This window comes from Nocardia sp. Root136, from assembly GCF_001427185.1.
Classification (GTDB): domain Bacteria; phylum Actinomycetota; class Actinomycetes; order Mycobacteriales; family Mycobacteriaceae; genus Nocardia; species Nocardia salmonicida.
In genome coordinates, this window is record NZ_LMFE01000008.1 from 1 (window position 1) to 25,106 (window position 25,106).

Below are 25,106 nucleotides of genomic sequence, written 5' to 3' on the forward strand. Positions count from 1 at the left end.
GGCGATAACCAACCCAGCCTCTTCTCGAGAGGCTGGGYGTTGTACCAGCCGTAATGGCAACGGATGCCCATACCAGCCGAGGGCCTTGAGCCCGGTCATCGAGAGCGGCGCCTCGTGGTGGGTGTTGTGGCCGATTTCGGTGACAACACCCACCGTCACGAGGATGATCGTGCCGAATTGCCGACGGGTGCGAGCCTTCGTGTTCCGCAGACCGTGAGTCTTCAGCGAGTTCGGGTGCCGTCGGTGGCGAGGTGGAATGGCTCGTGAGATGTCGTGCCGCAGAGCACTTTCCATTAGGGCGCCAGGCCTCGCTGCGTATTGACCAGACCGAACTGAGGAGGACCCGAATGGCGGCGGTTGCTTGCGGAGTCGACTGGGCGCAGGATCACCACGATGTCGCGGTTGTTGACCACGACGGCAAAGTGGTTGCCAGCGAACGGATCTCCGACAGTGCCGAAGGCTTGACCATCCTGTTGCGGATGCTGGTCGAGCACGACCCTACCGACGCGCAGCTGCCGATCGCGATTGAGACCAGTCGGGGTCTGCTGGTGGCAGGACTGCGCGCAGCGGGACGAAAGGTTTTCGCGATCAATCCGTTCTCGGTATCGCGCTATCGAGACCGCTACCGGTCCTCACGTGGCAAGTCCGATGCTTTCGACGCCATGGTGCTGGCCAATATTTTGCGCACCGACATCGATACCCACCGGCCATTGTCCGATGATTCCGTCGAGGTGCAGGCCCTGCGAGTGCTCACTCGCGCGCAACAGGACGCGGTCTGGGAAGGTGCCGAGGTCACCAACCGCATTCGGACGCTGCTCAAAGCGTTCTTCCCGATGGCACTGTCGGCATTCGAACGAGGCGGACGACACCGGTTGGATTCCGCGGCCTGCCGAACCATCCTGTCGACTGCCCCGACTCCCGAAGCAGCCCGATCCCTGACTGTGCGACGGCTGTCGTCTCTGCTGAAAAAGGCTGGGCGGCAACGCGGAATCGACGAGGAAGCGACCCGCCTGCATGCGGCGCTGCGCCAGGAAGCGATGCATCAACCCGCAGCCGTCGAACGTGCGATGGGGTTGCAGCTGCAAGGCCTGCTCCGCCAGCTCGACGCGATCTGCGACACCGTGGCCGAACTCGAGGAAGCCGTCGAAACCGCCTTCCACGCTCATCCGGATTCCGGGATCGTGAGCAGCTTCCCGGGTGTCGGGACACAGCTCGGCGCCCGTTTTCTCGCCGAGATCGGCGATGACCGCGCCCGGTTCGCCGATGCCAGAGGGCTGAGAGCCTTCGCCGGCGCCGCGCCGGTCACCCGAGCGTCAGGCAAGAGCAGTTTCGTGCATGCCCGTCGCGCCAAGAACAATCGCCTCGCGACCACCGGCTATGTATGGGCGTTGGCCGCCGTCCGCCATGACAAGAACTGGGAGGCGCTCTATCGAGCCCGCCGAGACCACGGCGACCGACACACCGCCGCGCTGCGCAGACTCTTCAGCATCATGCTCAGCAAGCTCCACTACTGCCTTAAATCAGGTCGGGTCTACAACCCTGCGTATGCCTTCACCGTAGGTGAAATTCCCGCTGCGGCTTGACATCCTGTGTTGGTGAGATGTCTCGATGTAGGCGAACACAGGTCGGGTCTACAACCCTGCGTATGCCTTCACCGTAGGTGAAATTCCCGCTGCGGCTTGACATCCTGTGTTGGTGAGATGTCTCGATGTAGGCGAACCAGGCATTCTCGGCGTCTTCCCTTGTCCGCCAACTGTTTCGATACACCAACTCGGTCTTCAGGCTGGAGAAGAAATTCTCCATAAGCGCGTCGTCGTAGCTGTCGCCGACCGACCCCATGGATTGTGCGATCCCGTTGTCAGCCAACCGGTTCGCGAACCGGATCGCCGTGTAGGTCGACCCGCGGTCGGAATGATGAACCAGCTGCCCGTCACGAACATCGCGGGTCCAGACCGCGTACTCGAGAGCGCCGAGCACCACCTCGGTGTCGCATCGGTCCGAACATTTCCAGCCCACGATCGGAGTTCGAGAACGCGTCCCGGACCGCGGCCAGCCAGAACACACCCTCACCGCAGACGATGCGGGTGGCATCGGCAACCCACAACCGGTCCGGCTCGCCGGCAGTGAAGTCACGATTGACCAGGTCCGGGGCAGGGGTGGCACGCCGATCCTGCCGGGTCGAGCCCAGCCGCCACTTTCTTACGCAGGAACGCGCCCTGCAAACCCGCCCCTCGCATCTGTCGCTCGACTCGTTTGCGGCTGACCGAGAACCCGCGCCGAGCCAGCATCGCGTGGACGCGTAGGTTCCGCCGGAGCTGGTATGGATGTCGACGATCTCGGCCAGCAGCTCTTGGTCGGCAAGTTGCCGCCGTGACGGCGTCTGCGCCTGCCGCAACCAGCCGTAATTCGTCGAGGATGCGATGCCCAGAACCCGTAGTACGAGCTCGACCGGCTTGCGGGTGTTCGCTGACGAACGCCACGATCACCGTCGGGTCTGGCCGAGCTCCGAGGCGAAATACGCACTCGCATCGCGCAATACGGCATTGACTCGCTCCAGCTCCGCGACCCGCTTATTCAGGGCTCGGTTCTCGACCAGCATGTCGGTCGTCGGGCGATCGTCTCGCTCGCCGATATCAGTCTCCGCTTGGCGGATCCACAGCCGCAACGCTTCGTGATGCACCCCGAGCTGCGTTGCCAGCTTGCGGATTGTCGGCTTCGGGTCCGACTCCCGATACCGCCGCACTGCCCGCGCCTTCAACTCGTCCGGGTACTTCTTCGGTGCTGGCACGAATGACTCCTTTCGGTCCTATCGGACCACAGTCAGAGCCCTCCGAGAAAGCGGGGGAACCTCAAATTCGGGAGAGCGGGACGCTGCGGATGCCGTGATCGCCGCTGGGTGGCGTCCACCCGCACGCAAGATAGAAACGGCGGCCGAGCTGGACGAGCTCCAGCCCGCAAATGCACTGCTGGATTCAGGCAAGTGCGAACGCAACGACCTGGCCGCAGTGATCCGCGATGACCGCGGCAACGTCTTCACTCGCGACATGCACAACCCGGAAGAAGAAGTCGCGCACGGCCGTCCAGCGGGATGGTGGGAGACGGGCACCAGCCGCGATGACCGCGACAGCACGACGATGACCTTCCCCGTCGATGAAGCCGACGATTCTCTCATCCCATGACCGTCAGCCGCTGGTGTGCGGGTAGTGCGGCGGGTAGGTGCACGGTGCAACGGAGCCCGCCGGAGAGACGCGGAGTGAGGGTGAGGGTTCCGTTGTGGGCTCGGGCGATGCTTTGAACGATTGCCAGGCCCAGCCCAACACCCGCATGGTCGGTGTGCCGGCGTTCGGTTCCGCGGCGAAACGGTTCGACAAGCGAGGAGACCACCTGTGGCGATAGTTTCTCGCCGGTGTTCTCGACAGTGAGCACGGCCGCGCCGGGGTGCGCGCTGGTCGTGACCCATACGGTGCCACGATCGGGCAGGTTGTGCACGATCGCGTTGTGCACGAGGTTCGTGGTCAGCTGTAAAAGGAGTGCAGGTGAGCCGATGGTCGGAGTTATGTCGCCGGAGGTTTCGATGGCGATACCGCGTTTTTCCGCGAGGGGAAGAAGTGTTTCAGCGGCTTCTTCCGCCAGGAGCGACAAGTCGACGTGTGCTCGGGTGAAGATTCGGTGCTCGGCGCGGCTGAGTAGGAGTAACGCCTCGGTGAGGTCGATCGCTCGGGTGTTGACGGTGCGAAGTCGTTCGACGAGTTCGTCGGTGCGGCTGGCCGGATCGTTGTGGGCCACGTCGAGAAGTGCCTGTGTGATCGCCAGCGGGGTGCGCAGTTCGTGGGAGGCGTTAGCTGCGAATCTCTTCTGTTCGTCTACATATGCTTCCAGCTGGGCAAGCATTGTGTCGAAGCTGTCGGCGAGTTCGCGGAACTCGTCGCTGCGGCCCGGCAGCCGGATGCGTTGGGAGAGCGATCCGCTCGCAGCGGTCCGAGTGACCTCGGTGATTCGAGTCAGTGGGGCGAGCACGCGGCCGGCGAGAATCCACCCGCCGACGAGGCCGAACACCAGCAGGAACCCCAGCACCAGGATCGCCGCCGGGACGAAGACGGCTGGGCCGAAGCTGTGTGGGTCGAAGGTACGGCGGAAGTCGGACAGATCGGGAACGAAGAGGGCGTTCGATCTTCCTCGCAGGAGGAACACCCACACGGCGGCGAGCAGCAAGGCGCCCGCGAGCAAGAGAAACCCGACGTAGCTGAGGGTCAGTTTGACGCGAACGCTCACACCCGACGCCCTGTCCACAGTCGATTCCCTCACGTACCGCTGTCGATGCGGTAGCCGACGCCGGACACGGTGGCGATGAGCCACGGTTCGCCGAGCCGTTTGCGCAGTGCCGAGACGGTGATGCGCACGGCGTTGGTAAAGGGGTCGGCATTCTCGTCCCACGCCCGTTCCAGCAGCTCTTCGGCGCTGATGACACCACCTTCGGCAGCGACGAGCACTTCGAGCACGGCGAACTGCTTGCGGGTGAGCGCCACATAGCGACCGTCGCGATAGACCTCGCGGCGGAACGGATCCAGCCGCAGGCCTGCGATCTCCCGCACCGGTGGCCGGTTGTGGACGCGTCTGCGGTCGAGCGCCCGGAGCCTGAGCGCGAGTTCACGGAGCGCGAACGGCTTGGTGAGATAGTCGTCGGCGCCGAGCTCGAAGCCGGAGGCCTTGTCATCGAGCCGGTCGGCAGCGGTCAGCATCAGGATCGGCATGCCGGTCCCGGACGCGACGATGTGCTCGGCGATCTCGTCACCTGAGGGCCCGGGGATGTCGCGGTCGAGGACCGCTATGTCGTATGCGTTGATGGCCAGCAACTCGATGGCCGTTTCGCCGTCACCGGCGATATCGGCCGCGATCGCCTCCAGGCGCAGCCCATCGCGAATGGCCTCTGCCAGGTACGGCTCGTCCTCTACGACCAACACACGCATGCTCTCGATATTACGAGGCGGCACATATCGTCGGCGTATTCGAAAACGCATACGGGTGCGCAACACCGCTGCGCCTTGACTGGCGGCATGAGTCGAAGAACTGGATCACCAACGATGGCGAGCAGGCTGGCCGCGACCGGCCTGCTCGTCGCCATTACCGCGATCACCGGCACACTGGTCTATCAGTCGGCACCATCACCGTTTCGCTTCGTCAGTGCCGTCCTCCGCGGCGGGGCTGTCCCGGACGATGGAGGCCTCCCGAACGGCGCCACAGTGTTCGCCGACGAGTACCCCGGCATAGCCAACCTCGCACCCGATCTGATCGACGCCCTGCATTCCGCGGCGGCCGAGGCAGGCGAGGAGGGCATCGAGTTCCGCGTCAACAGTGGCTGGCGTTCCCGGGAGTACCAGAACCGGCTGCTTCGCGCGGCGGTCGCGAAGTACGGCTCGACGGAGAGAGCCGCCCGATGGGTCGCCACCGCGGACACTTCCGCGCACGTGTCCGGCAACGCGGTCGACCTCGGTTCCGATGCCGCGGCGTGGCTGTCCGCACACGGCGCCGCATACGGACTGTGCCAGATCTATCGCAACGAGCCCTGGCACTACGAACTGCGCTCCGAGGCGATCGAGCACGGTTGCCCCGCCATGTATCCCGATCCGGCACACGATCAGAGGTTGCGCCCGTGACGACGACCGAAACCACCGCCACCGAAAGGCGAGCGCGGTGGAATCTGCTCACCCGTATCGCGTTCCGGTTCTGTTTCCTGTACTTCGGCTTGTTCTGTTTACTGACTCCGCCGATTGTCTTCGTGCTGACCGGCTTGCTCGGCCGTCACCTGGGCTACGGTGCACAGTTCTGGCACATCCGGAAACTACAGCCTGTCCTGAACTGGGTGAGCCGGGAGCTGTTCGGTACCGCCGTGCACCTGTATCCGACCGGAGTCGGTGACCAGACGATCTTCTGGGTGCTGTTGTTCTGCATCCTGGTCGTGTCAGTGGCTGGAGCAGCGGTGTGGTCGGTACTGGACCGGCACCGTAGGCAATATCGCACCCTCGCGGGCTGGTATCTCCTGGTCATCCGGATATCGTTGGCCGGTCAGATGTTGAGTTTCGGCTTCGCCAAAGCGATTCCAACGCAGATGCCCGAGCCGTCGCTGACCACGCTGCTGACCAAGTACGGCGACCTCACGCCGATGGCCGTGCTGTGGTCGCAGATCGGTGTGTCGAAACCGTACGAAATGCTGCTCGGCGCGGCAGAAATCACTGCGGCGATCCTGCTGTTCGTGCCGCGGACCGCACTGCTCGGCGCGTTGCTGGCGCTGATCGACACCCTGCTGATCGTCGTACTGAACATGACCTTCGACGTGCCGGAAAAGATCTCGTCCACCCATCTTCTGCTCATGTCGTTGTTGCTGCTGGCGCCCGAGGCACGGCGGCTGACGCGAGTGCTGGTGTTGAACCGAGCCACCGGCCCATCCGCCGTACCGTATCCGTTCCACACCAAAGGATCTCGCCGTATCGCGACGCTGACGCAGGTCGCGCTCAGTATCTGGATTGCCGTGGCGCTGGTGCACGGCGGCTTGAACGCCTGGCGTTCCGGCGGGCCCGACCGCCCCAAGCCTGCGCTGTACGGCATCTGGTCGGTCTCGCAGTACACCCGTGAAGGACAGCCGGTGCCACCGCTGACCACCGACGAAACTCGATGGAGGACAGTGGTATTCGACTACCCGGAAACCATCACCTTTCAGCGGATGGACGACACCCTCGTCACCGTTTCCGCTGACGTGGACGACACGTCCCATCGGATCCGGCTGATCGAGGGGACACCACAATCCAGACCGATGACGACATCCGGACACACCCGGAATCCCCTGGGCACGCTCACCTTTCAACAACCCACCCCGGACACAGCCGTGCTGACCGGCGAACTGGACGGCGACCAGGTCACCCTCACCCTCGACCGAATCGACCCGGACAGCTTCCCGCAGCGAAGCACACCGTTCCGCTGGGTGCAGAACCGCCCGAATTTCTGACTGGACACTGCGCTCGCGGCGCCCAGTTGTGTTCCAGGTAGCAGGCGAGCTGCCTTCCCAGGCACCGGTGTGCACCAGCACCACTCCGCAGAGCGGGCCGCCGCTACCGTTGGTCCGAAGTGGCCACGTGGACATGCGATCGTCGATGTCGAGCAGACGCGCCCTCATCACGGCCCACCCGACGATGGGGCGTGCTCCTCCGGTCTCTCGGCCTTACGATGCGACATCGCTGTCTCCTGGGTCATCCGACAATCTGACGGTTGCCGGCCTGATCCCCGACCCGGCATCCTTCTGGCGTCCCCACGTCCAGGCCGCGGCAGCGCGGGGCGAGATTCATTCCGGTCGTGACCTCGCTCAGATCTCTGAGTGGGTGGCGCATGTGCTGATCAGCCTGGGCGCGATCCCTGATCACGCCATCGACCCCGATGCTGGGGCAGCTGAATCCGCAACCGAACCTCGTGCGTGCGTCAGCTCGCACGGTCGCGGGGCTGTGCGACACTTCCCAGCAATCCATGAATGTAGGTTAGGCTAACTTGACTCATTGGATGATGGTTTCAGAGTGGGACGGTACAGCGCATGGCGATTACGCAGCGTGCACGGCAGCGGGGGAGCCTTCGGGCCCGGCGATGGACGGCCGTCGCCATGATAGGAGCCCTCGCTCTGACCGCTGGGTGCTCGAGCCGAGAAGCGCAGGCCGACAATGCGGCCGGCGCGGGAGCGCTGTCGATCATCGACCAGCGCGGCCAGACCGTCACCTTGGATGGACCCGCCGACAAGGTGGCGTTCACTGTGATGCCCGCACCCTCGATCTTCGCCGCGGTGGACCGCAGCTACGACCGCATCGTCGGCATCAACCAGTCGACGCTGGTCGCTAATCGCGGTGGCATGTTCGCGACCATGTTCCCGGCCTCGGCCGACTCCGCGGTTGTCGCGGGCAACGATTTCGTGCCGAACGTCGAGACGCTGCTGCAACTCGATCCCGATGTCGTTGTGCAGTGGGGTGATCGGGGCAACGACGTGATCGCGCCGATCGAGTCGGCGGGCTTCCCCGTGGTCGGACTGAAATACGGAACCCAGGACGACCTCGAACAGTGGATCACGCTGTTCTCGCAGATCGCGGGTAAGCCCGAACGTGGGCAGCAACTCGTGGACTGGCAGCGCGCCGAGCAAGCCGAGATGCGCGCCCGGGTCGCCTCGACGCAGGGCCAACGGCCGCGGGCGATGATCCTGTCACGCACCGGTGACACCTATAGCACCACCAGCGCCAAGGGCTACGACGGATTCCAGTTCGACCTGGTCGGTGGGGATCTGGTCAGCAAGGGTTTCGTCTCCGACTCCGGACAGGTGGGCCCCGAACAGATCCTGGCCTGGAACCCCGAGGTCATCATGCTCAGCGGATTCGATCAGAGCACTCCTGCCGAGATCTACGCCGACCCGAGGCTGGCGAATGTCAGCGCTGTACAGAACAAGCGCGTCTACAAGACTCCACTCGGTGGCTACCGCTGGCAGGTGCCGGGCGCGGAATCACCACTGATGTGGCTGTGGATGCACCAGATCCTGTACCCGGGCACGCGCGATGGGCAACTGCGCGAGGACATTCGCGCCGGGTTCGACAATCTGTTCGCCTACCGGATCACCGACGACGAGATCGACCAGGTCCTGCGTCTGGACCTCAACAAAGACGCGGCCGGTTATGACCAGTTCCTCCGTTGATCAGGCGGCGGCGCCGGTGGATCCGGTGCCGCCGCGGGCGCGGTTCGATCGGCGGATGCTGGCCGTTCCGGGGTTCTTGCTGCTGCTGATCGTCGTGGCGGTCGGCGCACTGGCCGTCGGCCGCTACGCCGTCCCGCCGAACGAGATCGTTCGAATCCTGTTGGGGCAGTTCCTGCCGATCGAGCAGACCTGGTACCCGCAGGAAGCCACGGTGGTGCTCGATGTGCGACTTCCCCGCGTCCTGTTGTCGATCCTGTTGGGGGCCGGGCTCGCGCTCACCGGTGCGGTGATGCAGGCAGTGTTCCGCAACCCGCTTGCCAGCGCACAGGTCCTCGGTGTGTCATCGGGTGCCTCATTCGGCGGCGTGCTGATCCTGCTCGCCGGATTCAGCGGCGCCGCACTGGTGGGCGGGGCGTTCCTCGGCGGCGTGGCGGCATTGGTGCTGGTCGTGGCGATCGCTCGGGCCGTGCCGGGGGCGCCACTGTTGATGATCATCCTCGGCGGCACCGTGGTCGGCGCGATGTTCGGGGCGATGGTCTCGTTCATCACCTATATCGCCGACCCCTACAGCGAGCTTCCCTCGATCGTCTTCTGGCTCATGGGTTCACTCGCGACGGCCAGCTACGCCAAAGTGCTGACCGCGGCGATCCCGATCGTCGCGGCGGGACTGGTGGTGCTCGCGCTGCGTTGGCGGCTGAACATTCTCGCGATGGGCGACGAGGACGCCACCGCGCTGGGGCTCTCGCCCCAGCGGCTGCGCAACCTGCTGCTGGTGTGCGTCGCGTTGATCACCGCGGGATCGGTATCGGTCGCCGGGGTGATCGGCTGGGTGGGACTGGTCGTCCCGCACCTGGTGCGCATGATGGTCGGCACCGACAACCGGATGGTGCTGCCGGTCAGCGCTTTGCTCGGCGCCATCTACCTCACCCTGATCGACACCCTCTCGCGCACGATCAGCACCGCCGAGATCCCGATCGGCATCCTCACCGCCATCATCGGCGCACCTTTCTTCGTGGCGCTGCTGATCCGCAACCGAACCCGCCTGTGGGGTTCGGATGCTTGAGGCGAGCTCGTTGTCGTTCCGCTATTCGGCCAAGGGGCCGTGGATCTTTCGTGATGTCTCGGTCCGCGCCGCGGCGGGTCAGGTTTTCGCGGTGCTCGGACCGAACGCACGTGGCAAGACCACGATGCTCAAGTGTCTGGCCGGAATCACGCGCCCGGTGGCCGGTTCCGTCACGACGACCGGCGGCGTGGGTTACGTCCCGCAGAGCCATTCGGTGGTGTTCTCGTTCTCGGTGCTCGATATCGTGCTCATGGGCAGGGCGAGGACGGTGAAGATCTACAGCACTCCCACCGCCACTGACCGCGAGGCCGCGCGGGAGGCGCTGCACCGGGTCGGCGTTTCCCATCTCGCGGACCGTGACTACACCGGACTCAGCGGCGGCGAGCGCCAATTGGTGCTCATCGCAAGGGCGTTGGTTTCCGACTGCGACACCATCGTGCTCGACGAACCCGCCGCCGCCCTCGACCTCCGTAACCAGGCCCAGGTGCTGACTGTGCTCCGCGCGCTCGCCGACGAAGGAATGGCGGTCGTGATGACCACCCACCACCCCGATCACGCACTGCACGTGGCCGAACGGTCGATGCTGATGGTGAGCGCCGACGACCAGCGCATCGGCCCGACCCGCGAGCTACTCACCGGTGCACTGCTTTCCGAGATGTACGGGGTGGCGATCGTCACCGCCGACATCGAAACGCCCAGTGCGATAAGGCGACTGACCGTTCCCGATTTCGGCAGGGGAATCTCGTGACGGTGCTCAACGCCCACATGGCCCCAGGCGATCGGCAGGTGATCGACGGCATGCGAGAAATCGATGTCTACGACCTTCCGACCGAATGCGACGACTCGGTCACCGGGGTGTATCTGACCGGCGATGTCGATCAGGAGTACTTGCTCCACCAGCGACCGTTCTTGGATTCCTTTGTCACCCGTGGCGGACGCGTGGTTATCAACGGGCACGTGCAACGCCGCTTCCTGGACGGCCTGAGCACGTGGCGAAAGCTCGACTTCCGCAACCCGCGCGATCTCGCGTTGACCCGCGTGAACGAGCATCCCGTGTGGGCAGGCACCGATCCGAAGTCCTTCCTGTACAACACCGGAACGCCGGGGCCTGTGCCGTTCGAAGAACTGGCCCGGATCGGCGTCGCCGGCTTCTACGGGCGTGGCTGGTATGCGGACCTGCCCGACGACGCCCGAGTGGTGCACACACTCGGGTCGACCAAGGCCCCGGTCGACTACGACTACCCGCTCGGCGCGGGCCGGGTACTCGTACACGGGGGCAACGATCTGCTGCAGTTCGCCACCGCCGCTCGCGGCACGCAGCGATTGCGCACCCAGCTCGTGCGATGGCTGGAGGGCCGCGATGACTGATCTCGTTCGCGGCGCCTGCTCGATCGCGTTGCTACACGGCGGCAGCCACGCACAACTGGCCACCCTGGCCGATCCCGCACTGGCGCCGTACCGGATCCGTCCGATCCATGTGCGGACCGGGACGCCCGAGGAACTCGCCGACATCGACGTGATCGTGGTGTCCGACCGGCTCCGCCCGGATCTGTTGGGGCGCTGGACCGCAGGCATCCTCACCGCCCTCGACCGGGGCGCCACCGTCTTGGTCTTCGGAGAGAACATCGTGGAGGGCTGGGTGCCCGGTGTCCGCCAACAGAGCCGTCCCACCGTGTTCTGGTGGTGGCGAACCGCCGAGGACCACCGGCTCCGCACACGCGCCCCGGACCATCCAGCCTGGGATTTCTTCGCCGATCGCGCGGTGATCTGGCACTACCACGGTGTGCTCGAGCCTCCGCCCGGCGCGGTGAGCCTGGTCGATCTGCACACCGAGGACGGCGCCCGCGACGGTTCGATCCTCTATCTCGACGAGCAGTCGACCCCCGGTCGTCTGTTGGTCACCACCATGGACCCGGTGTATCACCACGGGTCCGGATTCATGCCCGGCGCAACGCAATTGCTCTACTCGGCGTTGTACTGGGCCACCGCCGACCGGAGGAAAACATGCTGACAGTCCTCGAATCGGGCACGCCGATCGATATCTCGTTCACCGATCTGATGAAGTACCACGGGCCACACTTCCCCGGCGGGGTGGCGCACGCGTACTGCGCGATGCGCCATGCCGTCGCGGTGCTCGGTCCCGTCGAGCGCCGTGAGGTCACCGTCCGCACCGCCTTCCCCGGCCCCGGCGGCCGAGACGCGATCGAAATGGCCTTGCGTGCGGTCACCGGCGATCGTTTCGTCGTCGTGCCCGAACTCGCCGCGACCGACCGCGGTGCCACCCTGGCCCGCTACGTCTGGGAATTTCGCTATCGCGACCGGACCGTGCTGGTGCGGTTGCGCGACGCGGGATTCGTCACCGACGAATTCATCGAGCTCGGAGCCCGTAGCGACCGCACTCCGGCCGACGACGAACGACTGACCGTGCTGAAACAGGAGATGACCGACCGACTGCTGGGCGGCGAGGTTGGTGAGGTCTACGAAGAGGTGCCGCAGCCGACACGCTGAGTCGTGTCGGCAACGACTGCATTCGGTGACGCCGGGCGCGTTCGGAGACGACTACTCACTACCGGAGTCACCCCGTGGGCGTGCTGAATGTGTCCGCAGGGCTGGGTGTCGTCCTGGGAGGGCGAAGGAGTTGGCCTATCGACGGACGCGCCGAGCGCCTAACGACGCGCAACATGTAGACTTCTGCGCTATGCAGGGACATCTCATTTCTACGACGACGCCGGTTACTTCCGGCGCCTTCGTGATGGACTGATCTCCCTCAGACATTTCGAGCCCCGGAACAGTGTTCCGGGGCTTCGTCGTTTCCCCGTCTGTTCCGGTACCAACCACCAGGAGCAGACACTATGGTCGCCGACCACCGAGATCTCAATCTCGACATGGACATCTTCGCTACCGACCCGCTTGCCGGTTCCGGTCTTCCGATGTGGCTGCCTGCCGGGGCCGTTATTCGGGAGGAGTTGCAAAAGCTGGCCAAGGAGCTGGCGTCGGCCGATGGCTGCCTCGGCGTGTTCTCGCCGGTCCTCGGGAAGCGCGCGCTCTACGAGCGTTCCGGCCATCTGACCAAGTTCAGCCAGGACATGTTCCCCGCCATGCGGATGGGCGAGGACGAGCTGATGCTGCGGCCGGCGAACTGCCCTCACCACGCGCTGATCTACGCATCGACTCAACGTTCCTATCGTGAACTGCCGCTTCGCTTCAACGAACTCGCCGCCATGTTCCGAGCCGAACGTTCCGGTGTCGTCTCTGGTTTGAGCCGCGTCCGCCAGATCAACCTCGACGACACTCATGTCTTCTGCCGACCCGACCAGGTTCTGCACGAAGCCGAACTCGGGCTGCGGGCAGCGCTGCGTGCGCAACAGATCCTGGGGCTTCCCGTCGATTACGTCCGACTGTCGACCAGAGACGACGTCTCTTCAGCATGGCTCGGTACCGACGCCCAGTGGGAGCACGCCCAAGACAACCTTCGTACCGCCGGACGAGCCGTCCTCGACGAGCACGGACTGAAACTGGTCGAAGCCCCGGGCGAAGCAGCGTTCTACGGCCCCAAGCTCGATCTACAGGTTCAGGACGGACGCGGCCGCGAGGAAACCATTGCCACCGTGCAACTCGATTTCATTCAGCCGCAACGATTCGGTCTCACCTATATCGGCGCGGATGGCGGCGAACACCAGCCTGTCATGATCCATCGAGGCACCGTCGGTTCGATGGAGCGCGTCACCGCAGCGCTACTCGAACGCTATGCGGGGCGCTTGCCGTTCTGGCTCTCTCCGATTCACATCACCGTCCTGCCCGTCAGCGCCGACCAGGACGGAGCAGCGCGCGCACTCGCGAACAAAGCTCGTCACCGAGGACTTCGTAGCCGAGTCGACTATGACGGGTCATTGGGAGCGCGCGTTCGACACGCCCGCATGATGAGAGACCACCTCATCGCGGTCGTCGGGCCGACCGAATTCGCGCAGAACGCCGTTCAGGTCACCGACATCGCCAGCGGTGTCCGCACCCAGCTGAGCCAAGAACATCTTCTCGAGCTGATGGATGAGGCCTACGTCAACCGCCGGACAGCACTGGATTGGTCTCTCTAACAGTCGCGTACTCGCGCGCTCACGTGCAATCCAACGACATCATCGACATTGTCCGGCAACGCTTTTCCAGCACCTACGGCCCGACCAGGACTGCCTCAGCCCACCCGGCGTAGAGCAATCATCCGCTGTGAGGACAGTGCCCCCGGGTGGGGATCGGCCGAGTTCTCATAGGTTGGGGTTGTGCCAACCCTGGGGTGGGTTCCGGGCAATCGACTGCTGCGGGATCGTTGATGGCACACCGGAAACGGTGTCGGAGAGGATCGATCGAGAGTGTTGATCCCTCTGCTCGAGTTCAGGGGCAACACGATGTTCGTAGGGCGAATCAGGTTGCGTGCCAACGTGGTAGCGGCCAGTCTGACTGTCGCGGTTCTCAGTGCCGCAGTCACAGGCTGCGACCCGACAACCGGGCCCCGCAGCGCAGACGTCACCAACACCCGCACCGCCGGAGCGGCCGAGCTCGGTACCGACGAAGAGTCGTTCCTCGAGGAGATCAGGATCAACGACGCGGCCCTGCCGGGGAAGTCGGCGAAGGAGTTGGTCGCCGCGGGCCACGCGACGTGTGAACATCTGCGTGGCGGCGTGTCGGTTCTGGACGAGACATCCGCGGTTGAGCAGACCTACCAGTTCGATCAGGGCCCGCTGTTCGTGAGTGCCGCGACCACGAATCTGTGCCCGGACTTCGTCTCGTGACCACGTGCGCATCGTCGACCTGCCCGAGGGCGGTGGTGGGGCAGGGCTCCACGCATCGAGCCGGCTCGGCACTCCGAGTCCGATCATCGGTGCTCGACGCGGCGGGCTAGACTGTGCGCCCGGAAGGCTCTTACCTTCTGCCGATTCCGGCTGAGAGTCGGCCGACGGTGGTGAAGGAAGCCCGTGCGTGGATACGCCCTTCCGGTGGCCGCGTCTATCAACGTTGTCCGCCCGAACCGAATCGACGGTAATGCCCCGATGAGCACAGCGACCGCCAACGAGGCGTTCGAACACCCTGCCCTGTTCTATGCGAACGAGCAGGAATACACGCAGCAAACGGGGGCATTCCTGCGCGAGGGTTTGGCGGCGGGCGAGCCGATGGCCGTCGCGGTACCGGGACCCAACCTCGAGCTGATCAAGGACGAGCTCGGCGTCGATGCTCGCGACATCTCATTTCTCGATATGACCGAAGTCGGCCGCAACCCGGGGCGGATCATTCCGAAGGTGCTCAAGGGGTTCGCCGACGCGCATCCGAAGGGGCGGGTGCGCATCATCGGCGAGCCGATCTGGGCTGGGCGTAGCGCCGTGGAGTACCCCGCATGCGCGCAGCACGAAGCGCTGATCAATGCCGCCTTCGAAGGCCGCGCGGTGACCATCCTGTGTCCCTACGACCAAACACGGCTGGACGCGGCGGTCCTGGCCGATGCGCGGCTCACCCACCCCACCCTCATCAGTCAGGGGCGCGAGCAGGCCAGCAACGACTACGACTGGCAGGCGATCGTGGCTCGTTACAACGAGCCGCTGGTGTCGGCGCCCGATGCCGCCGTCTTCGCCTTCGGCGAAGCCGAGCTTCGATCGGTCCGCAACTTCGCCGTCGACCACGCGAGCAAAGGGGGACTCGACGCCGTACGGCTCGAAGACGCCAAGCTGGCGGTCGCGGAACTGACAACCAACAGCGTGGTGCACGGCGGCGGCCGGGGACTTTTCGCGATGTGGTCCGAGCCGGGACACCTTGTGTTCGAGGTTCGCGACGGCGGGTGCCTGAGCGATCCACTGGCCGGGCGCAGGCCACCTGAACAGGGACAGTTCGGCGGTAGGGGCCTGCTGCTGGTGCACTACCTGGCAGATCTGGTGCGCATACACACCGGCGAGGACGGCACGACGATCCGTTTCTATCTCGACGTGTGAATCAGAATCTGCCTCGCATATCGTCGATAAACCCGTCGCGGGCCCAATCCTGGTTAGCCGCGTTCACGCCGAACGGTCGCAGCGTAAAGTCTTCGGTCGGGTGGTCATTCGAATCCGCAACACACCGCTCGGTCGTGTGGGGTGACGGTCGGCCCTACCTCACACCGATCGGATAGGTGTTCGATTCGGACCGGTCGACCAACGAGGATAGCCATGACGGATACCGCAGCACCGGCCCGAGCAGTGCCCGAGCAGGCCCCGCCGATGCAGTCCGCGGTAGCCACCGACGAAGTCGAACTGCGGCGGCTGCTGGCCGGTTTGACCGCGGTGCGCGACGGTGATTTCGGCACCAGGTTGCCCACCGACGCCGACGGGCTGCTCGGCGAGATCGCCACGGTGTTCAACGGCATGGTGGACCAGCTGTCGCTGTTCACCTCCGAGGTCACCCGTGTCGCGCGCGAGGTCGGCACCGACGGACGCCTCGGTGGGCAGGCCGAAGTACCCGGTGTGTCGGGCACCTGGAAGGACCTCACCGACTCGGTGAACGCGATGGCGGGCAACCTGACCAGCCAGGTGCGTGATATCGCCCAGGTCGCCACCGCGGTCGCGCGCGGTGACCTGAGCCAGCAGATCACGGTGAACGCGCGCGGGGAGATCCTCGAGCTGAAGAACACCATCAACACGATGGTCGACCAGCTCTCCTCGTTCGCCGACGAGGTCACCCGCGTGTCGCGTGAGGTCGGCACCGAGGGCAGGCTGGGCGGGCAGGCCGACGTCAAAGGTGTGTCCGGGACCTGGCGAGATCTCACCGACTCGGTGAACTTCATGGCCGGCAACCTCACCGCACAGGTGCGCTCGATCGCACAGGTCGCCACCGCCGTGGCGGGCGGCGACCTCACCCAGAAGATCCGTGTCGATGCCCGCGGCGAAATCCTCGAGCTCAAAGAAACCATCAATACGATGGTCGACCAGCTCTCATCCGTGTCGATGCCCGCGGCGAAATCCTCGAGCTCAAAGAAACCATCAATACGATGGTCGACCAGCTCTCCTCGTTCGCCGACGAGGTCACCCGCGTGTCGCGCGAAGTGGGCACCGAGGGCAGGCTGGGCGGGCAGGCCGACGTCAAGGGTGTCTCGGGGACCTGGAAGGACCTCACCGAGTCGGTCAATGTCATGGCCGACAACCTCACCGCACAGGTGCGCTCGATCGCGCAGGTCACCACGGCGGTCGCGGGCGGCGACCTCACCCAGAAGATCCGTGTCGATGCCCGCGGCGAAATCCTCGAGCTCAAAGAAACCATCAATACGATGGTCGACCAGCTCTCCTCGTTCGCCGACGAGGTCACCCGCGTGNCGTGGCGGGCGGCGACCTCACCCAGAAGATCCGTGTCGATGCCCGCGGCGAAATCCTCGAGCTCAAAGAAACCATCAATACGATGGTCGACCAGCTCTCCTCGTTCGCCGACGAGGTCACCCGCGTGGCCCGCGAGGTCGGCACCGAGGGCAACCTCGGCGGGCAGGCGACCGTTCGTGGCGCCTCGGGCACCTGGAAAGACCTCACCGACAACGTCAATGTGATGGCCTCCAACCTGACCAACCAGGTGCGCTCGATCGCCCAGGTCGCCACCGCGGTCGCGCGCGGTGATCTGAGCCAGAAGATCACCGTGGAGGCCAAGGGTGAGGTCGCCGCGCTGGCCGGGGTGATCAACACCATGGTCGACACGCTGTCGGCGTTCGCCGACGAGGTCACCCGCGTGGCCCGCGAGGTCGGCACCGAGGGCATGCTCGGTGGTCAGGCCCGCGTGCCCAACGTGGCAGGTACCTGGAAAGACCTGACCGACAACGTCAACTCGATGGCCAACAACCTGACCAATCAGGTGCGCAACATCGCCCAGGTAACGACCGCGGTTGCCCAGGGCGACCTGACCCGCAAGATCGACGTGGACGCGCGCGGGGAGATCCTGGAACTCAAGACCACGATCAACACGATGGTCGACCAGCTGTCTGCCTTCGCCGCCGAGGTGACCCGCGTCGCCCGCGAGGTCGGCTCGCAGGGCCGACTGGGCGGCCAAGCCGAGGTCGAGGGTGTCTCGGGCACCTGGAAGCGGTTGACCGAGAACGTCAACGAGCTGGCGGGAAACCTGACCCGCCAGGTCCGTGCTATCGCCGAGGTCACCAGCGCCGTCGCCGAAGGCGACCTGACGCGCTCGATCACCGTCGAAGCCTCCGGTGAAGTCGCCGAGCTCAAGGACAACATCAACTCCATGGTGGAGTCGTTGCGCGAAACCACCATGGCCAACCAGGACCAGGACTGGCTCAAGAGCAACCTGGCCCGCATCTCGAGCCTGATGCAGGGCCAACGCGATCTGCATGTGGTGGCCGAGCTGATCATGGACGAGCTCGCGCCGCTGGTGTCGGCACAGTTCGGTGCGTTCTACCTGGCCGACGAGACCGCCGAGCAGCCGGAGTTGCGATTGATCAGCTCCTACGGCAGCCCGGACGGACCGGGCAGCGCGCCTCGGCTCACCTTCGGCCAGTCGCTGGTCGGGCAGGCGGCGCGCAGCCGCCGCACGATCGCCGTGGACGACGTTCCCGGTGACTACGTCACCATCTCCTCGGGGTTGGGGCGAACCGCGCCGGTCAATCTCCTTGTGCTGCCGATCGTGGTGGAAGACCAGGTGCTCGGTGTGATCGAGCTGGCCTCCCTGCATCGCTTCACCCGCATCCACCTCGATTTCCTCGATCAGCTCATGGAAACGGTGGGCGTCAACGTCAACACCATCGTGGCCAACGCGCGCACCGACGAACTGCTCGTCGAATCGCAGCGCCTGACTTCTGAGTTGCAGGCACGCTCGGAAGAGCTGCAGGTACGCCAGGAGGAACTGCAGCTGTCCAACGCCGAGATGGAGGAGAAGGCGGCGCTGCTGGTTCAGCAGAACCGCGACATCGAAGCGAAGAACCTCGAAATCGAGCAGGCCAGGCAAGAGCTCGAGACCCGCGCCCAGGAACTGGCGCTCGCCTCGAAGTACAAGTCGGAGTTCCTGGCCAATATGAGCCACGAGCTACGCACACCGCTGAACAGTCTGCTCATCCTCGCTCAGTTGCTGGCGCAGAACCCGACCCGCAACCTCACACCCAAACAGGTCGAATACGCGGGCATCATCCACTCGGCGGGTTCGGATCTGCTGCAGCTGATCAACGACATCCTCGATCTGTCCAAGGTCGAGGCGGGCAAGATGGATATCACCCCCGAGCGGGTGCCGCTGCGCAAATTGCTGGACTACGTCGAGGCGACCTTCCGGCCGGTGACCACGCAGAAGAGTCTGGGTTTCCGCATCACGACCACTGCGGGCCTGCCACTGGAGTTGCTCACCGATGATTCTCGGCTGCGGCAGGTGCTGGGCAACCTGTTGTCCAACGCGGTCAAGTTCACCGAGAGCGGGTCGGTGGAGTTGCGAATCGAGCCGACGGAGACCCACGAGTTGCCCGCCGCGGTACGCCGGCACGGCATGGCCATCGCCCTGCGAGTGATCGACACCGGCATCGGCATCGCCCAGCATCAGCTGGAGTCGATCTTCGGCGCCTTCCAACAGGCTGACGGCACGACCAGCCGCAAATACGGCGGCACCGGGCTCGGACTGTCGATCAGCCGCGAGATCGCCTACCTGCTCGGCGGAGCCATCGCGGCCGAGAGCACCCTCGGCCAAGGCAGCACCTTCACCCTCTACCTGCCGGTCGCTCGCCCGGACTTCCACGAAGTGCTCGAGCTCGAGCACACGGACCGACAGCAGACCCACGACCGTCTGGAACTCGCGTCGAATTCGGCGACGCCACAGCAGCGTCGGCTGTTGGTGGTGGAGGAGCGGCCGCAGGGCCTGCTGTCGCTGGTCGCGCAGAGCGCGGTGGCCGACCTCGCCGACAACAACGACCCGCGCGGGCCGGTCCAGGTGGTCAGCGCGATCGGTGTGGTGGAAGCGGCCGGAGCACTCGCCGCCGAGTCGTTCCACTGCGTAGTGCTGGAGCTGGACATGCCCGACAGCGCCGCGCTGGAGTTTCTCGAGACGATGGACGGCGATGCCGCGTTGAGCAGCGTGCCGGTGCTCGCCCACAACCGCCGCCTCGACGCCGAGCAGGAACGCCTACTGCAGGATCGCATGCGGCGACGGCCGCTGGAGTTGCTGTCGAGCCTGGATGAACTGCGCGAGCGGATCGCCCTGCACGTCACCGCCGAGGCACCCGGGGACGTACTGCCCCTGGTGCGCCGGGACGACGCACCGGTCGCCACGCCGCATCGCCCGCTCGGCGAGCTGGCCGGGCGCACTGTGCTCATCGTCGACGACGATGCCCGTAATCTGTTCGCGCTCAGCAGCATTCTCGAACTGCACGACATCACCGTGTTGCACGCCGAGAACGGGCGCGAGGGCATCGACAAGCTGCTCACGCACCCGGAAACGGATCTGGTGCTGATGGACGTGATGATGCCCGAGATGGACGGCTACACCGCGACATCGACCATCCGCGAGATGCCACAATACGAGAAGCTGCCGATCATCGCCGTGACCGCCAAGGCCATGCTGGGTGACCGGGACAAGAGCCTGGCCTCCGGCGCCAACGACTACGTCACCAAGCCGGTCGACGCGGATGCGCTCCTGGCCTGCATCGTGCACTGGCTCGGTGTCAGATGACCGACCCCGGAATCGGTGCCACCGACGCCGGGACAGACCCGGTCGTCTCGCGCCTCGCGGCCACGGTGGAGCGGCTACACAACCAGATCCGGCAGGCACAGGCCACAGCCGACGGCCGGGCGCTGATCGAAATGGCCAAGGGTGTGCTGGTCGAACGGCTGCACTGCGGGCCCGCGCAGGCGGCAACCCAACTGGAGATCCTGTCCGCCCGAGCCGGGGTCGCGCCCCTGGAGTTGGCCGTCGACCTGGTGAACCAGGCGGCGCAGGACAAAATGAGCGCGGTGGTCGGGGAGTTCCTGCAGGCCACCGCCACACCACCCGGCGAGCCGACGGCGGTCGTGCGGCTGCGCACCGCCGAGAGCGGACTGCTCGCGGCGGGCGATACCCAGCGGGTAGCGGAGTCGGTGCTCGAACACGCAGTGTCACCGCTGGGCGCCACGGCGGTCGCGATCTGGTCCGCGGGCATCGACGCGTCGCTGTCGCTGGCGGGTTTCGCCGGGATCGCCGGGCACGAGGCCCAGCGGTGGCGCTATGTGCCGCCGGGGGTGGCGACCCCGGCGCGGCAGGCGCTGATCCAACGCACGCCGCAGTGGATCGAGGACCTGAGTGTGTCGGGGCTGCCGTCGATCGGAGACCGTGCCGGCGGCCGAGCAGCGATCCCGGTCGGCGCGGCCGGCAAGATACTCGGGGTGCTCGAGGTGTGCTGGCCTCGGCCGATCGAGGTGCAACCGCGCCAGATTCACCAGCAACTCGAAGCGCTGGCCGAGCTGTGTGCGCACACGCTCGAGTCCGACTCTGCTGCAGTGCGAACCACCGAACGCGCTGATGTCGCCGACCTCGTGCGCTTGGCCGATGGGTTGTTCGACCCCGCACTGGTGCTCATACCCCACCTCAACGAGGGCACGCTCGCAGACTTCTCCATCCACCATCTCAACAGCTGCTTCGTCGACCCGGCCGGTCGACCGCCCGGCCTGATCAGCGGCTCGTCACTGCTCGAGATGTACCCGATGGCCGCGGTCGAGGGACGACTGTTCGAGCGGATCGAGCATGTCTTCGCTACTGGTGAGACCTACCGCGCCGACCGGGTCATGCTGACCGAACTGGTCGACCAGATCCCCTTGACCGTCGCGGCCGCGCTCAGCATCAGCCGCCACGGCGACGCCGTGCTCATGGTGTGGCGGATAGAGGACGAGTCGGGGCGACTGGCGACGCTGCTGCAGCACGCCCAACGGCTCGGCCGCGTCGGCGGTTTCGAGGAGAACGCGGCCACCGGCGAGATCACTTGGAGCGACCAGCTTTTCGCGCTCTACGGGGTGGCGCCGAACACCGACCCAGTCCCGCTGGCACAGCTGCCAGGCCATGTCCACGACGCCGACACCGAGGCGGTGCGGCGGTTTCTGCGCACGCTGTTGCGCTACCGCCGTCCTGCCTCCACCGCATGTCGGCTCACCAGAGCCGACGGCGTGACCCGACATGTCCGGATCATCGCCGAACCGGTGGTCGACGCGGCCGGGCACCTGCACGCCATCCGCGGTGCGTATCAGGATGTCTCGTCCCAACACTGGACCGAGATCGCGCTGTCGGCGACTCGGGACAGGCTCACCGACACCGAGATGCGCGCCGCCGAACAGAGCAGTCTGGCAAGGCAGCTCCAGCAGGCCATCATGCCCGACGCGCAGCCGTCAACCGACGCGTTCGGTTTGCGCATCGCGGTGCGCTACCGACCGACCGAGCAGGACGAGCTCGTCGGTGGCGACTGGTACGACACCATCGTGCTGCCGTCGAAGGAGATCTTGGTATCGGTCGGCGACATCACCGGCCACGGCATCACGGCCGCGACCGGAATGGTCGTGCTACGCAACGCCTTACGTGGTCTTGCCGCAACCGGTGCCGGACCAGGCCAGATGCTGGCATGGCTGAATCTGGTGGCACACCACCTCACCGACAGCATCTTCGCCACCGCCATCTGTGGCGTCTACAACCCACTGACTCGGGTCCTGCGCTGGGCTCGCGCAGGCCACCCGCCACCAGTGCTGGTCCGAGCCGGCCAAGCCTGCTCCCTGCCTGAACTCAAAGGCATAATCCTCGGCGCGCTGGCGGAAACAAGCTACGAGGAAGGCGAAATCCAGCTCGAATTGGATGACACACTCCTGCTCTACACCGACGGCCTCATCGAGCGCCGCGACCGGGATCTGGACCTCTGCATAGAACGACTTCTCACGATCTCGGCCGCATTCACCGGAAGCCTGGACGACCGTCTCGACCACCTGCTCGACAGCAGCGACGCCGACACAGACGACGACACCTGCGTAGTCGGCATCCAGGTGGGAACAAGCCAGGGCCCGCCGACCGGCAACCTCTGACAGTCGCACTCACGTGTACGAGGCGGAGATGAAACAAGCCCACCGCTTCGAAGTACTCGATGACGACATGTATGTACTCATCGAATGAGCAGTGAGTCGATTATGGTGACGCGCAGCTGCTTTGGGCCGCCTCCCGGATCAGACGGCGTAGGAAGCGGTGCTCCGGATCATCGGTGAACACCGGATGCCACCACATCGCCTGGGTCAGCTCGCCGAGGTCGACCGGACACGGATAGGCCGTGAGACCCTCGCTCATCCCGGGGGCCGCGAGCAAGCGGCGGGGGACCAGCGCGATGCGGTCGCTGCCGGTGATCAGGCACCGGACGGTCAGGAAGTTCTCGGTGACGATCTGGCGCGTCGGTTCGATGCCGAGCATTCGCAACCGGCGCGCGGCCGGGGTGGAGGCGGTCTGGGAGTGGTAGACGAGAACCCAGGGGCGCCGCTGCAGGTCCTCGGCGCTCAGTTCGCCGCCGGCCGGTTCGTGGTTCCGATCCGTCACGACCATCCAATCATCATGGAAGACAGTCTCATTGGGTAAATCGGTGACGAACCCGTGCGGCACGAGCATGACGTCGTAGGTGGTGAGGGTGTGCTCGGCTCGGGCGACGAGTTCAGGTGAGGAGGGGAGTATGCGCAAGCGTGCGTGGGGTGCGGCCGAGGTGAGCAGCTCGGCCAGGCGTTGGCCGAGCAGGGCGGTGGTGTAGTCGCTGGTCACGACCGAGTATTCGCGGCTGGTGTCGGTGGCGTCGAAGGTGCCGCGCGCGGAGAACACCCGCTCGACGCCCGCCAGCGCGGCCCTGGTGCGCTGCCGCAGCTCGATGCCGAAGGGCGTCAACCGGTACCTGTTGCCGACTCGCTCGAGGATGTCGTCGTCGAAGTGGCGGCGTAGCCGAGCCAAGGCTGCCGAAACGGCCGGTTGCGTGACGCCGAGGTGCTCGGCGGCCCTGGTCACACTCTCGTGCTGCACCACGGCCTCCAGCGTGATCAGCAGGTTGAGGTCGAGATTGGCCAACGGGCGAGCAGGCTTCTGCATAACTCCCATTTATACAGACAATCAGAAATCACGCCTTCCCTGATGGTGACGGGGGTCTCAGAGTGGAGTGAGTCACCACAACGCTCGCTTATGTGCACTGTCCCAGGGAAGTGATTCGATGCACCCTCACACCGCCCGCACCGTCCTCGTACTCGGCGGCGGTCTCGCCGGGTCGGCGGCCGCGGTCTTTCTCGCCCGCGCCGGTCTCGACGTCGATCTCGTCGAGGCGCGCGGCCACGGCCACGCCATCGGTTCCGGCATCACCTTGCAGGGCAACGCGTTACGCGTGCTCCGGGATCTGGACCTGTGGTCCGATATCAGCCGCGAGAGCTGGGGTTTCGACACCCTGGGCATCCGCGCGACCGACGCTCACGGCAGCCTCCTCGCCGAGATTCCCGATACCAAGACCGGCGGCCCCGACCTCCCGGCCGCGGTCGGGATGGAGCGGCCGGTGCTGGCGGCGATGCTGCACGACGCCGCGGAAAAGGCCGGTACACGACTGAGTTTCGGCGTGCGCGCCACCGGATTCGAGGCCGACGACACCGGCGTCGATGTCGTCTTCGACGACGGCGCCAGCCGACGCTACGACGTGGTGATCGGGGCCGACGGTGTCCGCTCGCCCACCCGTCGCGCCCTCGGAATCGACTCCGAGCCGCAGCCGACCGGCATGGGCATCTGGCGGTTGGTGTGCTCGCGTCCGGCATCGATCACCCGCACCGATCTCTACTACGGCGGCGTCGCGCACATCGCCGGATACTGCCCGACCGGACCTGACTCGATGTACGCCTACATCGTCGAGGACACCCATGATCGTTCGGCGCTGTCCAAGACCGAGCAGCTCGAGGTGATGCGCGCACTGGCCGCCGAGTACCACGGACCGTGGGACGAGGTCCGGGCCTTGCTGACCGATCCCGATGCCGTCAACTACACCCGGTTCGAGCAGCACGTGATCGACGGGCCGTGGAATCGCGGACGCATCGTGCTGATCGGCGACGCCGCCCACGCGTGCCCGCCCACCCTCGCCCAAGGCGGCGCGCAGGCGCTCGAAGACGCAGCGGTGCTCACCGAACTCCTCATCGCCGAACCGGTCGGTCCGCAGCTGTGGCGCAGCTTCACCGACCGTCGACTGCCGCGGGCGAAAGCGGTGGTCGAAGCCTCGGTGCAGCTCGGCCGATGGATGCTCGACCACGATCCCGACGCCGATGTCCCCGGCTTGATGCGCCGCATCGCCGAGCTTGTCGCGACACCGGCCTGAACCCCATCCCTCGTCTTTCGGAGCCT

At 65.6% G+C, this 25,106-nt stretch carries 23 protein-coding genes and 1 pseudogene; 18 read left to right on the plus strand and 6 right to left on the minus strand.

Annotated features, from left to right (window positions below):
• Positions 1 to 347: 347 nt before the first annotated feature.
• Positions 348 to 1,583, plus strand: coding sequence for an IS110 family transposase (locus ASD42_RS21145; RefSeq protein WP_056819401.1), 1,236 nt, complete (start codon positions 348 to 350; stop codon positions 1,581 to 1,583).
• On the opposite strand, the gene ASD42_RS21150 is transcribed toward ASD42_RS21145, so the two are convergent.
• The 3 genes from ASD42_RS21150 to ASD42_RS21155 form a co-directional block, all read right to left on the minus strand.
• On the minus strand, positions 1,552 to 2,091 hold the full coding sequence (locus ASD42_RS21150; RefSeq protein ID WP_268793545.1) for a DDE-type integrase/transposase/recombinase: 540 nt from the start codon (positions 2,089 to 2,091) through the stop codon (positions 1,552 to 1,554). The two genes, ASD42_RS21145 and ASD42_RS21150, sit on opposite strands and share 32 nt — an antisense overlap.
• 38 nt (positions 2,092 to 2,129) lie before the next feature.
• Entirely contained in the window at positions 2,130 to 2,288 is a 159-nt protein-coding gene (locus ASD42_RS35865; protein WP_156677526.1) for an IS3 family transposase, read from the minus strand.
• 194 nt (positions 2,289 to 2,482) lie between these two features.
• Positions 2,483 to 2,788 carry a transposase gene (locus ASD42_RS21155; protein WP_056819403.1) on the minus strand — a complete coding sequence of 102 codons (306 nt, stop codon included), beginning with the start codon at positions 2,786 to 2,788 and terminating at the stop codon, positions 2,483 to 2,485.
• Positions 2,789 to 2,882: 94 nt separating this feature from the next.
• Here ASD42_RS21155 and ASD42_RS21160 point away from each other — a divergent pair, with 94 nt between their 5' ends.
• Positions 2,883 to 3,179 carry a hypothetical protein gene (locus ASD42_RS21160; RefSeq protein WP_056819405.1) on the plus strand — a complete coding sequence of 99 codons (297 nt, stop codon included), beginning with the start codon at positions 2,883 to 2,885 and terminating at the stop codon, positions 3,177 to 3,179.
• On the opposite strand, the gene ASD42_RS21165 is transcribed toward ASD42_RS21160, so the two are convergent.
• Positions 3,169 to 4,272 (minus strand): sensor histidine kinase, encoded by a 1,104-nt coding sequence (locus tag ASD42_RS21165; RefSeq protein ID WP_327153179.1) that lies wholly within the window; start codon positions 4,270 to 4,272, stop codon positions 3,169 to 3,171. The two genes, ASD42_RS21160 and ASD42_RS21165, sit on opposite strands and share 11 nt — an antisense overlap.
• Positions 4,273 to 4,301: 29 nt before the next feature.
• On the minus strand, positions 4,302 to 4,967 hold the full coding sequence (locus ASD42_RS21170) for a response regulator transcription factor (protein ID WP_056819409.1): 666 nt from the start codon (positions 4,965 to 4,967) through the stop codon (positions 4,302 to 4,304).
• A gap of 114 nt (positions 4,968 to 5,081) precedes the next feature.
• Here ASD42_RS21170 and ASD42_RS21175 point away from each other — a divergent pair, with 114 nt between their 5' ends.
• From ASD42_RS21175 to ASD42_RS21235, 15 genes and pseudogenes are all read left to right on the plus strand, one after another.
• Positions 5,082 to 5,654, plus strand: coding sequence for a M15 family metallopeptidase (locus ASD42_RS21175; protein ID WP_131817040.1), 573 nt, complete (start codon positions 5,082 to 5,084; stop codon positions 5,652 to 5,654).
• Positions 5,651 to 7,000, plus strand: a complete 1,350-nt coding sequence (locus tag ASD42_RS21180) for a hypothetical protein (protein ID WP_056819411.1) — start codon at positions 5,651 to 5,653, stop codon at positions 6,998 to 7,000. Before ASD42_RS21175 ends, ASD42_RS21180 begins: the two co-directional genes overlap by 4 nt.
• Before the next feature lie 642 nt (positions 7,001 to 7,642).
• On the plus strand, positions 7,643 to 8,713 hold the full coding sequence (locus tag ASD42_RS21185; RefSeq protein WP_200950486.1) for an ABC transporter substrate-binding protein: 1,071 nt from the start codon (positions 7,643 to 7,645) through the stop codon (positions 8,711 to 8,713).
• Complete coding sequence (locus ASD42_RS21190) at positions 8,694 to 9,776, plus strand: FecCD family ABC transporter permease (RefSeq protein ID WP_056819412.1); 1,083 nt, start codon at positions 8,694 to 8,696, stop codon at positions 9,774 to 9,776. The genes ASD42_RS21185 and ASD42_RS21190 overlap by 20 nt, the downstream gene beginning before the upstream one ends.
• Entirely contained in the window at positions 9,769 to 10,524 is a 756-nt protein-coding gene (locus ASD42_RS21195) for an ABC transporter ATP-binding protein (RefSeq protein ID WP_056819414.1), read from the plus strand. The genes ASD42_RS21190 and ASD42_RS21195 overlap by 8 nt, the downstream gene beginning before the upstream one ends.
• Positions 10,521 to 11,144: a hypothetical protein gene (locus ASD42_RS21200; RefSeq protein ID WP_056819416.1), complete on the plus strand. Its 624-nt coding sequence runs from the start codon at positions 10,521 to 10,523 to the stop codon at positions 11,142 to 11,144. The genes ASD42_RS21195 and ASD42_RS21200 overlap by 4 nt, the downstream gene beginning before the upstream one ends.
• On the plus strand, positions 11,137 to 11,787 hold the full coding sequence (locus ASD42_RS21205) for a hypothetical protein (protein WP_056819419.1): 651 nt from the start codon (positions 11,137 to 11,139) through the stop codon (positions 11,785 to 11,787). The genes ASD42_RS21200 and ASD42_RS21205 overlap by 8 nt, the downstream gene beginning before the upstream one ends.
• The gene (locus ASD42_RS21210) at positions 11,781 to 12,284 is read left to right on the plus strand and encodes a hypothetical protein (protein ID WP_056819420.1); all 504 of its coding nucleotides are present in this window, start codon (positions 11,781 to 11,783) and stop codon (positions 12,282 to 12,284) included. Before ASD42_RS21205 ends, ASD42_RS21210 begins: the two co-directional genes overlap by 7 nt.
• A 344-nt stretch (positions 12,285 to 12,628) precedes the next feature.
• Positions 12,629 to 13,867, plus strand: a complete 1,239-nt coding sequence (gene thrS, locus ASD42_RS21215) for a threonine--tRNA ligase (protein ID WP_056819423.1) — start codon at positions 12,629 to 12,631, stop codon at positions 13,865 to 13,867.
• Positions 13,868 to 14,173: 306 nt separating this feature from the next.
• Positions 14,174 to 14,557: a DUF732 domain-containing protein gene (locus ASD42_RS21220; protein WP_156677527.1), complete on the plus strand. Its 384-nt coding sequence runs from the start codon at positions 14,174 to 14,176 to the stop codon at positions 14,555 to 14,557.
• Between the two features lie 258 nt (positions 14,558 to 14,815).
• Positions 14,816 to 15,745 (plus strand): anti-sigma factor RsbA family regulatory protein, encoded by a 930-nt coding sequence (locus ASD42_RS21225; RefSeq protein WP_056819430.1) that lies wholly within the window; start codon positions 14,816 to 14,818, stop codon positions 15,743 to 15,745.
• Between the two features lie 264 nt (positions 15,746 to 16,009).
• A pseudogene (locus ASD42_RS35365) lies at positions 16,010 to 16,663 on the plus strand (HAMP domain-containing protein); the annotation flags it as partial.
• A gap of 254 nt (positions 16,664 to 16,917) precedes the next feature.
• A partial coding sequence (locus ASD42_RS35370) for a HAMP domain-containing protein (protein WP_235569789.1) occupies positions 16,918 to 17,097 on the plus strand: 180 nt, incomplete at its 3' end.
• Between the two features lie 2 nt (positions 17,098 to 17,099).
• Positions 17,100 to 20,429, plus strand: coding sequence for a HAMP domain-containing protein (locus ASD42_RS21230; protein WP_235569760.1), 3,330 nt, complete (start codon positions 17,100 to 17,102; stop codon positions 20,427 to 20,429).
• Positions 20,426 to 22,792 carry a SpoIIE family protein phosphatase gene (locus ASD42_RS21235; protein ID WP_056819432.1) on the plus strand — a complete coding sequence of 789 codons (2,367 nt, stop codon included), beginning with the start codon at positions 20,426 to 20,428 and terminating at the stop codon, positions 22,790 to 22,792. Before ASD42_RS21230 ends, ASD42_RS21235 begins: the two co-directional genes overlap by 4 nt.
• A gap of 100 nt (positions 22,793 to 22,892) precedes the next feature.
• Here the strand turns inward: ASD42_RS21235 and ASD42_RS21240 are convergent, their stop codons facing one another.
• Entirely contained in the window at positions 22,893 to 23,825 is a 933-nt protein-coding gene (locus tag ASD42_RS21240; protein ID WP_056819435.1) for a LysR family transcriptional regulator, read from the minus strand.
• Between the two features lie 118 nt (positions 23,826 to 23,943).
• On the opposite strand from ASD42_RS21240, the gene ASD42_RS21245 reads away from it, so the two are divergent.
• Complete coding sequence (locus tag ASD42_RS21245; RefSeq protein WP_056819437.1) at positions 23,944 to 25,080, plus strand: FAD-dependent monooxygenase; 1,137 nt, start codon at positions 23,944 to 23,946, stop codon at positions 25,078 to 25,080.
• Positions 25,081 to 25,106: the final 26 nt, after the last annotated feature.